Source organism: Pseudomonas sp. SWRI77 (assembly GCF_014269105.1).
Taxonomy (GTDB): Bacteria; Pseudomonadota; Gammaproteobacteria; order Pseudomonadales; family Pseudomonadaceae; genus Aquipseudomonas; species Aquipseudomonas capeferrum.
The window spans coordinates 122963-138198 of record NZ_JABWRV010000006.1 but is presented as its reverse complement, the minus strand read 5'-3'; the positions used below and the strand labels follow the sequence as shown (position 1 = coordinate 138198).

Genomic DNA, 15236 nt, shown 5'->3' with positions numbered 1-15236 from the left:
GCTACTCATGAGCGAGCGAGTTCTACAGGTATTTGGTGATCTGCTTGAACTCGTCAATCGCCGATCGATCCCCTTTGCTCAAGGCTGTTACCGAGTCTTCAAGGCAGTGGTCGATATGATCCTGGATCAGCGTGCGTTTAGCCTGGCACACCGCCTTCTCAACAGCATGAAGCTGCTGGGCAATGTCTACACATTCACGTCCATCCTCGATCATGGCGATGATACTGCGCAAATGACCATCAGCACGCTTTAAACGCTTGATAATCGCGTCATGGCTTTGATGTGTATGAGTGTGGCCATGAGGGGCATCGTGCGGATGATCATGTGAGTGATCGGACATATCTTGAGTCTCTGTCGGTGATACATTACGCTTGAGATGCTATCCCCCCCTGGGGGTTAGGTCAAACGTGCGGCTTTCCGTTGAATCATCTTGAAAGGCTTCTTGATGTCTCGTCGTTTCCTGTCATCGAGCATGATCGTAGCTCTGGCTCTGGCCTTTATGCTGGCCTGGACAGGACACGCCTATTCGTTGTCGGTACCGACTCAAGCCTCAGGTCAAGATGCAGTGGCATCGAAGCACGGACATGACCACAGCGACGCCTCTGCCAGCTGCGGGCACTGCACCGACCATTACCACTCTCCCCTGACGCCCGACCATCAACACGAGACGCCGCAACTCTCCTCCGCACGCCATCTGGCACCGATCTTTGGCCCTTCTACTTCCGTGGCTTGGTCAGGTGACTCGGTACCTCACCCGCCAATTTTCCGGATCGAACGCCCCCCTCGTCCTGTTTTTGCCGCCTGACCCTGGCCGCTCTGCGGCTCTCGATCACTGCAAAAAGGATTGATCCATGCATCTACACTCGATACCGGGTGGAGGCGTGTTCGCTTCGCGTGCTCGCCATTCCATCCTCCTATTGTTCCTGTTCGTCGCGTCATTGCTCATCGGCATGCCAGAAGCCTTGGCACACGCCGTAGCGGAAGGCGACAAGGGCTTCATCCAGGAAAGTTCTGGGGTCATGTTGATCCCGTTCATCTATATGGGCGCAAAGCACATGATGACGGGGTATGACCATTTGCTTTTCCTCTTCGGCGTCATCTTCTTCCTTTACCGCCTCAAGGACGTTGGCCTCTACGTCACGCTGTTCGCTGTCGGTCACTCGGTGACGTTGCTGTTCGGCGTGCTGACGGAGATCAGCATCAGTTCCTACATCATCGACGCCATTATCGGTTTCTCCGTGGTTTACAAAGCCATGGATAACCTGGGGGCGTTCAAGCGCTGGTTTGGTATTCAGCCCAACACCAAGGCCGCGACGCTGATCTTCGGCCTGCTGCATGGCTTCGGCTTGGCCACGAAGATCCAGGAGTATGAGATCTCCTCAGATGGCCTGATCCCGAACCTTCTCGCCTTCAACGTCGGCGTGGAGATCGGTCAGTTGCTCGCGCTGAGCGCCATTCTGATCGTGATGGGCTTCTGGAGGAGAACCGGTGGATTTTGGCGTCATGCCTATACCGCCAACGTTGCCATGATGAGCGCCGGCTTCCTGCTGATGGGTTATCAGCTGACTGGCCTGTTTGTTACTGCTTGAGGATCTTCAGAATGTTCAACTCCCCACTTCCTTCGGCAAATGAACTGCCGAGCGGCCGTCAACTCGTGCGCTCCACTGCAATCGCCTTAGCTGTGGCCATGGGCTTGCTGGTTACTGTCGTCATGCCATCCGAGTATGCGGTTGACCCAACCGGGCTGGGCCGTGCCATGGGTCTGACCCAGATGGGCGAAATCAAGATAACCCTTGCCCAGGAAGCTCTGGCCGACGAAGCTGCCGCGAAGAATGCTGCCCCTGCACCTGCTGCTGCGTCAGCAATCATTCCCGCGACAGTGCCAGCACCCGTTCAGCAAGTCGCGGTCGCGCAGCCTGCCAAACCTGCAGCGCCGGCAGCAAAGTCGGATCAAGTCAGCCTCACGCTCAAGCCTGGTGAAGGCCGTGAGATCAAACTGGAAATGCTCAAAGGCAGCGTAGTCGCTTATGAATGGAGCGCCTCCGGACCGGTCAACCATGACACCCACGGAGAGACCTACAACGCCGCTCAGGGTGACTTCCACAGCTACAGCAAAGGTCGGCAGATCAAAGGTGACAAGGGCGAACTGACAGCCTTGTTTGATGGTACCCATGGCTGGTTCTGGCGTAACCGCACAACAGGCAACGTTACCATCGTGCTGAATACCACTGGCGACTACCTGAACGTCAAGAAGTGAAACCCTGTGCTGCCTGCAGCGTGGGCACCAGCCATACCTTTATCCATTTGGAGTCCTACGATGATCATCAAATTGTTGCGCTCTGTTCTACTGATCGGCTTCCTTAGCCTGCTTGGTGCTTGCAGCGAAGAGCCACAGGTAAAGAATGACAGTGCCGGACATGGACATTCCCACGATTGAGCATTGTAAAGAGCCAAGGATGGCTCTATTTCAGCCGGCTTCGGGGCAATCCCTAGGACCCCGCCTTGTCCAGGCTCTCCAGACACTTGGCGAGCTCATCTCCGATTCGAGTTATTAGCTCTCCATATCCACCGGCTCTGACCGTTACCCCGTAGCCCAAGGCATCGAGCTCAGCGAAGCGTACTGGAAGGCCAGATGTCAGCGTATCACTGAGCTTTGGGCGTACCGGTGGTTCGCTGAAGAGGCAGCTAGGGCCTGCGGCCTCAAGCTTGGCCCGCATTTCTGCGATATGACGTGCGCCTGGCCGAACGTCACCGCCGATAGCCAGCACACCCGTGTGGTTCAGGCCGTAAGCCTCCTCGAAGTAATCGAAGGTCTGATGAAATACGAAAAACGGCTTAGCCGCGAGCGGTGCCAATCGGTTTTTTAATCGTCGATCTTGTTCGCCGAGCCGCGCACTGAAGGCTTCGAAGTTCGCCTGGTAGCGAGCGGAATTCTGAGGATCAGCGGCAGAAAGGTCGGTGGCCATCTGCTTGGCGATCACCAACGCGTTGCTCGGGCGAAGCCACAGATGAGCATCAATAGAACCGGGGCGGTGCTGATCGTCATGATCATCTCCCACAGCGGTGGACCTTACCGGCTCTTCGTGACCATGTTCAGCATGCTCATGCTCCTCGCCAAAATGGCGAATGTGTAGCCCCGGCAGTTTTTGAATTACTACCGTCTTGCCGCTGCGAGCGGTGATGCTTTTGGCCAGGTAATTCTCAAGGTCGGGGCCGATCCAGTACAGGATGTCAGCAGCCTGAATATCTCGAACGGTCGATGGTTTGAGCGAAAAGCTGTGTGCGGATGAACCGGCAGGTACCAGCACTTCTGGCTCGCCAACGCCATCCTGGATTTCCGCCGCAATGAGCTGCAATGGTTTGATGCTGGTGACAACCCTGACCTCGGCAAATGCACTACAACTGGCAATGGCCAAGAGCAAAGACCCGCCGAACAACGACGCGGTTTGACACTTTTTCATGGGTATTCCTGTGTGTGCTCAGAGCTGAACGGATGGGTCTGAGTGTTAGTGATCAATGGCCGGGCCACTTTCGATGCTCGTCATCGATCACGAATGGGTGAGCATGTTGTTTTCCCCCTTGGACGTGAGGGTGATCCGCAGGTAAATCATCATGGCGATGGGCAACGACCTCGTCTTCAAACCGAGGATCCCAAATGCTTTTGCTGAGTACCCAGGCTGCACCTGCGATTACCGCTAGGCCGCCAAACGCCGCTGTGGTACTGAACGTCGCCCCCAGCCAACCCGCTACCGGATAGGTAATCAACCAACAGGCGTGTGATAGGGCGAACTGAGCAGCAAACAATGCGGGCCTATCTTGAGCGCTGGACGATCTTCGCAAAATGCGACCAGAAGGCGTCTGCGCAAGCGAGTAACCTGCCCCGACCACGACCCAGAGCACAATCAGCGCTTCATAGTTTGGGAGCCACACACCCAAGGCCAGGCCGACAACCAGGATAGCGCCGCCAGCGAGCATTACCCTTCGATCATCGAGCTGCTCAAGCAGCCTCGGCAGCGCTAACGCCACGGCCATCGACCCCGCTCCGAATGCCATAAGTGCCAAAGCCATCGAGCGTTGATCTAACCCGAACCTTGCCTGCACCAGCACCACGGTGTTCACAATGACCATCGCGCTGGCTGCAGCAACTGCCAGGTTCAACGCCAACAGGCCTCGTAGGCGTGGCGTACGCATGAAAATTCGCACGCCTTTGGTAGTCCGTTCGTACACGCTGCGCTTAGGCCCTGGGGTGGGGCGTGGAAGAACAGCGGTAGTCACCATGGCTGCTGAAACCAGAAAACCGATAACAGTGCCGCCGAATAGGCTATGGAAGCTCACAACTGTCAGCAAAGCTGCTGCGAGCATGGGACTGATCACACTTTCCAGGTCATAGGCTAAACGGGAAAGCGACAGTGCACGGGTGTACTCACCTTCGTCCGGAAGAATATCCGGAATGGTGGCCTGGAATGTCGGTGTAAATGCGGCGGAAGCGGCCTGCAGCAGGAAGATCAGCAGATAGACCTGCCAGATTTCGGTGACAAAGGGCAGCATCACCGCTACGCCAGCCCGGACTAAATCAAGGCTCACCAGCATCGCTTTGCGGGGTAGATACTCGGCAAAAGCTCCGGCCACCGGCGCGACGCTAATATACGCCACCATCTTGATAGCCAGAGCGGTACCCAGCACTGCGCCTGCATCCGGGCCCGCCAAGTCATATGCCAGTAGACCGAGTGCGACCGTAGCCAGCCCTGTACCCACCAAGGCGATTACCTGGGCAAAGAACAAATGCCGGTAGGTAGGGTTTTTCAGGACTGAAAGCATCGAGCTCTCCGAAGCGATAGAAGTCGCCATTCCCTGAATCGTATCCCCCCCAGGGGGATACGGTCAACGCGATGGCTTACCCATCACGTTAGCGATTGACTTCAATAGCGAAAGGGATAATGTAGAATTAATAACAAAATATGTTGAGCACGCAACATGATTGGATGGGCGTTGTTGATTCTGGGCCTTCCGACGGCCAACACCACCGAGCGAATGCGCGCATGGCGCACACTGAAAGCCTGCGGCGCTGCTGCCCTGCGCGACGGTGTGTATTTGTTACCCGACTTGACCGATGCCAGAGAAGCATTTGAGACGGTCGAGCGTGACGTACTGAGCATCAACGGTACGGCCTACGTACTGAGATTCTCCGATCAAGAAGATCGCTTCAGCGCGTTGTTCGACCGAAGTGACGATTACGCAAAGTTGATAATGGAGATCAGTGATGCCCAAGCAGACCTGGCCCAGGACAATGCGCATAAGATTGCGCGCCAGGTTCGAAAGCTTCGCAAATCCTATGGGCAGCTGGCCGCCATCGACTTCTTTCCCGGTCCGGCCAAGGTTCGGGCAGACTCCGCACTTCGAGAACTGGAGACGGCCATTAGTAGAGCGCTGTCCTCAGACGAGCCAACAGCGCATGAGGAACAGATATGCGTTCTGGCTCGACATGACTATCGGGGTCGTACGTGGGCAACACGACAGCGCCCATGGGTCGATAGGCTTGCGTGCGCTTGGTTGATCAACCGCTTCATTGATCCCGAGGCACAGTTTATCTGGTTGGAAAAACCTCAAGACTGCCCCGCTGATGCACTAGGTTTTGATTTTGATGGCGCGCAGTTCAGCCATACCGGGCTGTTGGTTTCGTTCGAAACGCTCATCGCCAGCTTTGCGCTAGATGAGCCGGGTCTCCAAAGGCTCGCCTCAGTCGTTCATTACCTGGACGTCGGTGGAAGCCAGCCCGCTGAAGCCGCCGGCATAGAACGGGTTCTCGCAGGGCTACGGGAAAGCATCCCTGATGACAATCAACTGAGCCAAGTTGCCGGAGGCATCTTCGATGGCCTGCTGACGGCGTTTGCCAGCGAGGACATTGCTAATGGTTGATACCAGCACTCCCGTCAGCGACCCGCAGCAGGGCGAACGACAATCCGTGGGGCTTTTTGAGGCTTTCCTGTTCTGGCTGAAACTGGGTTTCATCAGTTTTGGAGGTCCAGCCGGGCAGATTTCAATCATGCATCAGGAGCTGGTTGAGCGCCGACGCTGGATCAGTGAAAAACGTTTCCTGCACGCGCTTAACTACTGCATGTTGTTGCCTGGGCCAGAAGCGCAACAGTTGGCGACCTACATCGGCTGGTTGATGCATCGCTCGTGGGGTGGGGTTATCGCAGGAGCGCTATTCGTCCTACCGTCGCTGTTTATCCTGATTTGTATGTCTTGGGTGTACATCGCTTTTGGTGAAATGCCGGTAGTGGTCGGCATATTCTATGGCATCAAACCGGCGGTGACCGCAATCGTGGTGCATGCCGCGCACCGGATCGGCTCCCGAGCCCTCAAGAATTCTGGGCTGTGGGCGATCGCTGCGGCTTCTTTCGTTGCGATCTTTGCGCTGAACGTACCTTTCCCTCTAATCGTGCTGGGGGCAGGCATCATTGGTTACATCGGCGGTCGACTGGTGCCGGAGAAGTTCATGACTGGCGGCGGGCACGGTGCAACCAAGGCGACTTACGGGCCTGCTTTGATTGATGACAACACGCCAACACCGGAGCATGCGCGGTTCCGCTGGACACATCTGCTGCGCCTGGCTGTGATTGGCGCTGCCCTGTGGATGCTTCCAATGGGGGTATTGGTAGGGGCTTTCGGCTGGGACGGTACGCTGACCCAGATGGGCTGGTTCTTTACCAAGGCCGCTCTGCTCACCTTTGGTGGGGCATATGCCGTACTGCCTTACGTGTATCAGGGTGCCGTAGGCCATTACGGCTGGCTCACGCCAACCCAAATGATCGATGGTCTTGCCTTGGGCGAAACCACGCCTGGGCCGTTGATTATGGTAGTAGCATTCGTAGGGTTTGTTGGAGGCTATGTCCATCCGATGTTCGGAGCCAGCCACCCATTTGTTGCCGGCGCGATAGCAGCGAGCCTGGTCACCTGGTTCACGTTCCTGCCATCCTTCATCTTCATCTTGGCCGGGGGTCCTCTGGTGGAGTCGACCCACAATGAGTTGAAGTACACCGCCCCTTTAACCGGAATCACAGCGGCTGTCGTTGGCGTGATCCTTAACTTGGCGCTGTTCTTCGGCTATCACGTGCTTTGGCCGAACGGCTTTGAAGGCGCTTTTGACTGGCCATCTGCGCTGATTGCAGTCGGTGCCGCGGTAGCGCTCTTGCGCTTCAAGCGAGGCGTGATCCAGGTACTGTGCGCCTCTGCATTGGCCGGACTCATTATCGAGACCATTTTGTAATGCTGGACGCCCACCCTGCTCTGGCGGGAGGCGGAACTCGCCAGCCAGCACAACATGCCGGTCTTGACGGCCAGCATGTTGTACTCATTCCGGGAAGTTAAACGAACTCTTCGTCGTCCCCACCCCCGAAGAAGCCCTCGTCAGCGTAGTGGTCATCCGATGCCGGCTCTTCCTGTGCCATTGGTGGTTCTTCTGCAGGTGCCTGGCTCGCGAGTTGATCAGTACCCTCGTCCTGGAACATATCCATCAGCATGTTACCAAGCACCATGCCACCCGCCACACCGGCGGCCGTTTGCAGGGCGCCCGAAAGGAAGCCGCCACCTTGCGCCGGCGCCCCGCGCTGGACAAATCCTGGCTGCTGTCCTGCAGCTGGTTGTTGACCAAAACGCCCACCAGCCAGCGAGTGTTGTGCGCCGGTATTGCTAGTAAGGGAACTGGCTGGGCGACTCTCAACGGGTTGAGCTTGGCTACGACCGCCAAACAGGCCAGCCAGGAAACCGCCACTGTTCTGCTGCGAGGCGTTCTGGGCACGCTTGAGCGCTTCAATCTCTGCGGCCTGCTCTTTGATGCGAGCGTCCAACTGCTCGATCGCGTTTTCCTGCACGATGATGGCCTGCGCCATGAAGTAGGGGGCTGCGGGCTGGCGAGCAACGTGCTCGCTGATCAATGCCTCAGCCTGAGGCTCACGCGGTGCGGATTGCCCCTCAACAGCATGCAGGCGGGCAAAAAGGCCATCTATCAGGTTCTTCTCTTCAGGTTGCATTAGTGTCTACTCAATGCCTTATGGCAGGTGCCGCATCATCAGAATCGGCCTCAGAGATGTCAAAAAACAGCTATTTCAAGAGGTTTCAATGCGTGAGCAAGCGCTGGATGAATCTTTCCAGTGACATCATTTTCAGGAATATGAATGCCTCAGAACGGTGCAGGAGCACTTCTGACCACAGGGGAAATGACTTGCCAGCTAGGCAACCGCCGCCTATTGAAGGCGGCGGCAGTTAACGCAACGAGGCGTCAGCAGCTCACTGCTGCATGGGTTCGTCACTTATGCTCCCAAGCACAATTGGGGTCGCAAGCACTTTATCAATTCGCTTGTCGTCCATATCGACGATCTCGAAGCGCCATCCATTCCAGTCAACACTATCTGCCGTCGAAGGCACGCGGCCCAGCAGCAGCATGATCATCCCACTGATCGTGTGATAACGGCCCTTGTCCTCCTCAGGTACCGTCTTGAGTTCAAGGCGGTCCTTCATTTCCGGAATAGGGATGGCTCCATCTAGCAACCATGACCCATCAGCACGTTGCACGGCCCAAGAGTCTTCACCGTTACGGGGTGTGAACTCACCCGTGACAGCTTCCAGAACATCTTGCAGGGTCACCAGGCCTTCAATTTCGCCATACTCATCAATCACGAATGCCATCTGCATGTCGTTGGCACGGAACTGCTCCAACAACTCCATGCCCGTGAGTGTCTCGGGAACATATACACAGGGCTGTAGGTTCGCGGAATAGTCTGGAACTTCGCCTTTGGCAACGCGCGCCAAGACCTGTTTGGCATGAATAACACCGAGCAGTTTGTCGAGTTTTCCGTCACATACTGGGAAACGGGAGTGGTCAGACTCAATCAGTATCTGCAGGTTTTCCTCTGGTGGACGTTGGACGTCGATGTAAACGACATCGGAGCGCGGAATCATCAGCGAACCCAGCTGGCGGTCATCGAGCCGGAAGACATTTCGCACCATTTCGTGTTGATGCTGCTCGATCACCCCTGACTCGGACCCTTCCTCAAGCATGGCGTGGATTTCTTCTTCCGTGACACCGCTCTGATTGTTCTGTTTGACCCCCATCAGACGAAGCAACGCGTGCGTGGAGACCGTCAACAGCAGAACAAAGGGGCGGGTAACCACCGCCAGTATCTGCATCGGACGCGCAACAAGTCGCGCAATGGGTTCCGGGCTGATTTGGCCAATCCGCTTGGGGACCAACTCACCGACCACGATCGAAACATAGGTCACCACGATGACAACAGCAGCAGTGGCACCGATGCTCGCAGCACTCTCGGGCACACCGAACGATTGCAACCAGTGTGAAAGGGGGGCAGCCAGCACTGCTTCACCAACAATACCGTTCAGGATACCAATGGAGGTGATACCAATCTGAATAGTCGAGAGGAATTTTGTCGGGTCCTCGCCCAGTTTGAGGGCCACCGATGCTGCGCTGTCTCCCTCTGCAGCAAGCTTCATGAGGCGTGCTTTGCGGGCAGTGACAAGGGCGATCTCCGACATCGCAAAAATGCCGTTGAGTACGATCAGGCCGATGAGAATCATGATTTCCATTGGCGACCTCCCTGATCATCTGCATCTTGGGCAGACGCACGCATAAATACCGGGAAAGGCTCGGGTTTGGCAGGGGCGAAGGAAGGAATACGTGTAGCAGAGGTTGCACACAGGGGGTGGTGTGCGGTTGAAGATTCAAGATATCGACAACTGTGACTGTCCATAAAGAGCCGGCCTAGCCGGATGCTCCTCTTACAAAAGGGACAACGATTCTACAGCAACCCGAAATCTCACAAAACTAAGGTCAACCTCAAACAGGTTTCAGGTTATTTCCCACGCACGCGCCGCAGTTAGTTCAGTGCGTAATCGGTAGAGCATGAGCCAAATCGAAGCGGCAACGATGACGTAGGGCAACCACCATGGTCATCCGATCTTCGATTAGACGCCATCATGTAAACCCGACGGACTCGGTATCCCATTCACTTTTAATGACATTAAAGGCCGCTTGCATTGTGTGACAGTGCACAAGCCGATTGAAGCCATAGCAACCTGGCCACCTGAGTTCTGCAGCGAGCATGCGGACGCCGGAGGTCCTGGATCATACGGCTAGCAGCCAGTGTTTTGAAGGTTGCTGCCTTAGGATCCGCCCAGTAAAGCAGCAGGATTCTACTCACGTAAGACAGAAGAGATTCATCAGCCTGGATGGGTAGGGGCATCAGAGAAAGCCAGATCAAGATAGGGAGGGAGCGGGACGCGGGAGAGGATGGTGAACCGCCCGATGAAGGGAAGCGAGCGCTTCCCTCTACCGGCGACAGTTTTAATTGTTCGAAAACAGTTTTAATTCAACAAAACTACCATCGCCATTAACCGCTGCGGCTTACTCGACCGTCACCGATTTCGCCAGGTTACGCGGCTGGTCAACGTCGGTACCCTTGAGCACGGCGACGTAGTACGACAGCAGCTGCAGCGGAATGGTGTACAGGATCGGCGCCAGAGCGTCCGCGATGTGCGGCACCTTGATCACGTGGGTGCCTTCACCGTTGGTCATGCCAGCGTGCTCGTCGGCGAACACCACCAGCTCACCGCCACGGGCACGTACTTCCTGCAGGTTGGACTTGAGCTTCTCCAGCAGTTCGTTGTTCGGCGCCACGGTGACCACCGGCATGTCGTTATCCACAAGCGCCAGCGGGCCGTGCTTCAGCTCGCCCGCCGGGTAGGCTTCGGCGTGGATGTAGGAGATCTCCTTGAGCTTGAGCGCACCTTCCATCGCCACCGGGTACTGGGCGCCACGGCCCAGGAACAGGGTGTGGTGCTTGTCGGCGAACAGTTCGGCGATCTTCTCGACGGTCGCGTCCATGGCCAGTGCCTCGCCCAGGCGGGTCGGCAGCCGGCGCAACTCTTCAACCAGCTCGGCTTCCACACCGGCTTCGAGGGTACCGCGCACCTGGCCCAGGGCCAGGGTCAGCAGCATCAGCGAAACCAGCTGGGTGGTGAATGCCTTGGTCGAGGCAACACCGATCTCTGGGCCGGCCAGGGTCAGCAGGGTCAGGTCGGATTCGCGCACCAGCGAGCTGATGCCGACGTTGCAGATGGCCAGGCTGCCGAGGAAGCCCAGCTCCTTGGCATTGCGCAGGGCGGCCAGGGTGTCGGCGGTCTCACCGGATTGCGAGATCGAGACGAACAGGGTGTCTGGCTGGACCACGACCTTGCGGTAGCGGAACTCGCTGGCCACTTCGACCTGGCAAGGGATGCCGGCCAGGCTTTCGAGCCAGTAACGGGCAACCATGCCGGCGTGGTAGCTGGTACCGCAAGCGACGATCTGCACATTGCGAACCTTGGCAAACAGTTCGGCGGCATTAGGGCCGAAGGCCTGCACCAGAACATTATCCTTGCCCAGGCGGCCTTCCAGCGTGCGCTGGACCACGCTTGGCTGCTCGTGGATTTCCTTGAGCATGAAGTGACGGTAGGTACCTTTGTCGGCCGCCTCAGCGCCTTCGTGGTACTGCACGGTTTCACGCTGGACCTTGGTGCCGGCCTGGTCCCAGATGCTGACTTGGTCACGGCGGATCTCGGCGATGTCGCCTTCTTCCAGGTACATGAAACGGTCGGTGACCTGGCGCAGGGCCAACTGGTCCGAAGCCAGGAAGTTCTCACCAAGGCCGAGGCCGATCACCAGCGGGCTACCGCTGCGAGCGGCTACCAGGCGGTCTGGCTGTTTGGCACTGATCACGGCCAGGCCATAGGCACCGTGCAGGCGCTTCACAGCGGCCTTCAGCGCATCGGTCAGGTCCGGGACAGTCTTGAGCGTGTGGTGGATCAGGTGAACGATGACTTCGGTATCGGTCTGCGAAGTGAATACGTAGCCGAGCTCTTTCAGCTCTTCACGCAGCTCTTCGTGGTTTTCGATGATGCCGTTGTGCACGACCGCCACTTCACTGGCCGAAAAGTGTGGGTGGGCGTTGCCTTCGGTGGGCGCACCATGGGTGGCCCAACGGGTGTGGGCGATGCCCAGCTGGCCGGTGAGGGGGTCGGCGGCGACGGCGGCTTCCAGCTCGCTGACTTTACCGATACGGCGGCGACGCTCCAGCTCACCTTGCTGGCTGAAGACAGCCAGGCCGGCACTGTCGTACCCGCGGTATTCGAGGCGCTTGAGGCCTTCGATCAGAATGGCGGTGATATTACGCTCGGCTACGGCACCAACGATTCCACACATGGTTATTGCTCCTGGCTGATCGCGGCGCAAATCAGGTTGATGCCGCGGGCTTGAATGTGTTCGCGTGCCGCTGCGGGCAGGCGTTCGTCTGTAATAAGGGTATTCACGCTGCCCCAGGGCAGCTCGAGGTTAGGGATCTTGCGCCCTACCTTGTCGGACTCGACCATCACGATCACTTCCCGGGCCACCTCGGCCATGACTCGGCTCAGGCCAAGCAGCTCGTTGAAGGTGGTGGTACCCCGGTTGAGGTCGATGCCATCGGCACCGATGAACAGCTGGTCGAAATCGTAGGAACGCAACACCTGCTCGGCCACCTGCCCCTGGAACGACTCGGAGTGCGGGTCCCAGGTGCCGCCGGTCATCAGCAGCACCGGCTCATGCTCCAGGTCGCTGATGGCGCGGGCCACGTTCAATGAGTTGGTCATTACCACCAGGCCCGGTTGGCGGCCCAGTTCAGGGATCATCGCAGCAGTGGTGCTGCCACTGTCGATGATGATCCGCGCATGTTCGCGGATACGCCCTACAGCAGCGCGGGCAATGGCCTTCTTGTAGGCGGACACGGGCTGGGTAGGTTCGCCGAGCAACTCTTGCGGCACCGGCACCGCACCGCCGTAGCGTCGCAATAGCAGGCCATTGGTTTCCAGGGCTGCGAGGTCCTTGCGAATGGTGACTTCTGACGTTTCGAAGCGCTTGGCCAACGCGTCCACACTCACCTCGCCCTGCTCGCTGAGCATGGCCAGGATGTTGTGCCGGCGTTGGGGGGTGTTACGTTTCGACATGAGCGCTTAAGTTTCGATTCGAAAGATAATGGTTGCAATCAAAACCTAAGACGCTCGTTTCGTCAAGCGCCATGAACTGTGGATAAGTCTGTTGCCGTCCGCTCACGCGGCCCTTTCGCTACCCTCCAGGTGGCGCGTATCCCTGTAGGAGCGGCCTCGCGTCGCGAAAGGAGGGCAAAGCCCTCCCAGCTTTCCAACAGCCCAAAAAAAACCGACCCATTCACACAGGTCGGCTTTCGATCGAAACAACTGTGTATAACTCAGCTTTTCTTGATCTTCTCCGGCCGCTTCCAGCCGTCGATGTTGCGCTGACGCGCGCGGCCCACAGCAAGCTGCCCTGCTTCAACAGTCTGGGTGATGGTCGAGCCTGCCGCAGTAGTAGCACCAGCCTGGATATCCACAGGCGCCACCAACGAGTTGTTCGAGCCGATGAACACGTCTTCGCCCATCACCGTCTTGAACTTGTTGGCGCCATCGTAGTTGCAGGTGATGGTGCCAGCACCGATGTTGGTGCGCGCACCGATTTCGGCATCGCCCAGGTAGCTCAGGTGGCCGGCCTTGGCGCCCTCACCCAGGTGAGCGTTTTTCAGTTCGACAAAGTTACCCACATGGGCCTTGGCATCCAGCACGCTGCCCGGGCGCAGGCGCGCGAACGGGCCGGCATCGCTACCCTCGCCCATCACCGCACCTTCGATGTGGCTGTTGGCCTTGACCACCGCACCCTTGCGCAGGGTGCTGTTCTTGATCACGCAGTTGGGGCCGATTTCTACATCGTCCTCGATCACTACCTGGCCTTCGAGGATCACGTTGATGTCGATCAGCACATCACGGCCTACGGTCACTTCACCGCGCACATCGAACCGCGCCGGGTCGCGCAGGGTGACACCCTGGGCCATCAGGCGGCGGCCTGCGCGCAACTGATAGTGGCGCTCCAGCTCGGACAGCTGGCGACGATCGTTGGCGCCCTGCACTTCCATCGGGTCATGGGGCTGCTCGGTCGCCACCACCAGGCCGTCGGACACCGCCATGGCAATGACATCGGTCAGGTAGTACTCGCCCTGGGCATTGTTGTTCGACAGACGGCTCATCCAGTCCGCCAGGCGCGCGGCAGGCAGGGCCAGAATACCGGTGTTGCCTTCCTTGATCGCTTTCTGCGCGTCGTTGGCATCCTTGTGCTCAACGATCGCCGTTACCTTGCCCTGCTCGTCACGCACGATACGGCCATAGCCGGTCGGGTCTTCGAGGGTGACCGTGAGCAGCCCCAGTTGCTCGTCGTTGGCCTTGGCTAACAGACGCTGCAAGGTCTCCACTTCGATCAACGGCACATCGCCGTACAGCACCAGCACGGTGTCTGCGGTCAACGCCGGCAGCGCCTGAGCCACGGCATGGCCTGTACCCAGCTGCTTGTCCTGCATGACGAAGTTCAGGTCGTCAGCTGCCAGGCGCTCACGTACCTGCTCGGCACCGTGGCCAATGACCACGTGGATGCCTTGGGGCTGAAGCTGGCGCGCGCTGTGGATAACATGGCCGAGCATGGAGTTGCCGGCAACCGGGTGCAGTACCTTGGGCAACGCCGAGCGCATGCGGGTACCTTGGCCGGCGGCGAGAATAACGATATCGAGTGACATTACTGGCTACCAATCCTGGGCGGTCAGTGAAATGACCGGGGGGGGGAAAATCAAAAAAAGAAAAAGGGTAGCCGAGGCTACCCTTTTACTCAATCGCAACAGAAGTCATCAGCCGTGGCCGATTACTTGCCTTTGCGCATTTGCTGGACGGTACGCAGCTGAGCTGCGGCCTCGGCCAGACGTGCGGCGGCGGCGCCGTAGTCGAAGTCCGCGCCTTTCGTATTCAGGGCGTTCTCGGCAGCCTTGAGGGCTTCCTGAGCCTGCGCTTCATCCAGGTCTGCAGCACGTTGCACGGTATCGGCAAGCACCTTGACCATGTTCGGCTGAACCTCGAGGAAACCACCAGAGATGTAGAACACCTCTTGTGCGCCACCCTGCTTGGTCAGCGTGATCGGACCTGGCTTCAGATTGGTGATCAGCGGCGCGTGGCCTGGAGCGATACCAAGATCACCCAGGTTACCGTGCGCAACCACCATCTCGACCAGACCGGAGAAAATTTCTCCTTCCGCGCTGACGATATCGCAATGGACTGTCATAGCCATCTGCTTGCCTCAACCTGATAGCGCCCCTTGC

At 57.9% G+C, this 15236-nt stretch carries 13 protein-coding genes; 4 read left to right on the top strand and 9 right to left on the bottom strand.

The annotated features are described in order from the left end of the window. Positions 1-22: 22 nt before the first annotated feature. The gene (locus tag HU766_RS08710) at positions 23-340 is read right to left on the bottom strand and encodes a metal-sensing transcriptional repressor (protein WP_186655483.1); all 318 of its coding nucleotides are present in this window, start codon (positions 338-340) and stop codon (positions 23-25) included. 511 nt (positions 341-851) lie between these two features. On the opposite strand from HU766_RS08710, the gene HU766_RS08705 reads away from it, so the two are divergent. Continuing rightward, positions 852-1589 (top strand): HupE/UreJ family protein, encoded by a 738-nt coding sequence (locus tag HU766_RS08705; RefSeq protein WP_186655474.1) that lies wholly within the window; start codon positions 852-854, stop codon positions 1587-1589. Positions 1590-1600: 11 nt separating this feature from the next. Then, the gene (locus HU766_RS08700; protein ID WP_186655472.1) at positions 1601-2257 is read left to right on the top strand and encodes a hypothetical protein; all 657 of its coding nucleotides are present in this window, start codon (positions 1601-1603) and stop codon (positions 2255-2257) included. A gap of 232 nt (positions 2258-2489) precedes the next feature. On the opposite strand, the gene HU766_RS08695 is transcribed toward HU766_RS08700, so the two are convergent. Together HU766_RS08695 and HU766_RS08690 are read right to left on the bottom strand one after the other, a co-directional pair. Further along, positions 2490-3461 carry a zinc ABC transporter substrate-binding protein gene (locus HU766_RS08695; protein ID WP_172229069.1) on the bottom strand — a complete coding sequence of 324 codons (972 nt, stop codon included), beginning with the start codon at positions 3459-3461 and terminating at the stop codon, positions 2490-2492. 52 nt (positions 3462-3513) lie between these two features. Further along, the gene (locus tag HU766_RS08690) at positions 3514-4818 is read right to left on the bottom strand and encodes an MFS transporter (RefSeq protein ID WP_186655469.1); all 1305 of its coding nucleotides are present in this window, start codon (positions 4816-4818) and stop codon (positions 3514-3516) included. Between the two features lie 156 nt (positions 4819-4974). On the opposite strand from HU766_RS08690, the gene HU766_RS08685 reads away from it, so the two are divergent. Both HU766_RS08685 and chrA read left to right on the top strand, forming a co-directional pair. After that, positions 4975-5916, top strand: a complete 942-nt coding sequence (locus tag HU766_RS08685) for a chromate resistance protein ChrB domain-containing protein (RefSeq protein WP_186655467.1) — start codon at positions 4975-4977, stop codon at positions 5914-5916. After that, on the top strand, positions 5909-7270 hold the full coding sequence (gene chrA / locus HU766_RS08680) for a chromate efflux transporter (RefSeq protein WP_186655464.1): 1362 nt from the start codon (positions 5909-5911) through the stop codon (positions 7268-7270). The genes HU766_RS08685 and chrA overlap by 8 nt, the downstream gene beginning before the upstream one ends. A 97-nt stretch (positions 7271-7367) precedes the next feature. On the opposite strand, the gene HU766_RS08675 is transcribed toward chrA, so the two are convergent. From HU766_RS08675 to HU766_RS08650, 6 genes are all read right to left on the bottom strand, one after another. Then, the gene (locus tag HU766_RS08675) at positions 7368-8033 is read right to left on the bottom strand and encodes a DUF2076 domain-containing protein (RefSeq protein ID WP_186655462.1); all 666 of its coding nucleotides are present in this window, start codon (positions 8031-8033) and stop codon (positions 7368-7370) included. Positions 8034-8289: 256 nt separating this feature from the next. Further along, the gene (locus tag HU766_RS08670; protein ID WP_186655459.1) at positions 8290-9603 is read right to left on the bottom strand and encodes a hemolysin family protein; all 1314 of its coding nucleotides are present in this window, start codon (positions 9601-9603) and stop codon (positions 8290-8292) included. Between the two features lie 817 nt (positions 9604-10420). Beyond that, entirely contained in the window at positions 10421-12256 is a 1836-nt protein-coding gene (gene glmS / locus HU766_RS08665; protein ID WP_033702430.1) for a glutamine--fructose-6-phosphate transaminase (isomerizing), read from the bottom strand. 2 nt (positions 12257-12258) lie between these two features. Further along, positions 12259-13035, bottom strand: a complete 777-nt coding sequence (locus HU766_RS08660) for a DeoR family transcriptional regulator (RefSeq protein WP_033702431.1) — start codon at positions 13033-13035, stop codon at positions 12259-12261. Positions 13036-13295: 260 nt separating this feature from the next. After that, a complete protein-coding gene (gene glmU, locus HU766_RS08655) occupies positions 13296-14663 on the bottom strand; it encodes a bifunctional UDP-N-acetylglucosamine diphosphorylase/glucosamine-1-phosphate N-acetyltransferase GlmU (RefSeq protein WP_033702432.1) in 1368 nt (455 codons plus the stop codon). Between the two features lie 122 nt (positions 14664-14785). Then, on the bottom strand, positions 14786-15205 hold the full coding sequence (locus HU766_RS08650) for a F0F1 ATP synthase subunit epsilon (RefSeq protein WP_033702433.1): 420 nt from the start codon (positions 15203-15205) through the stop codon (positions 14786-14788). Positions 15206-15236: the final 31 nt, after the last annotated feature.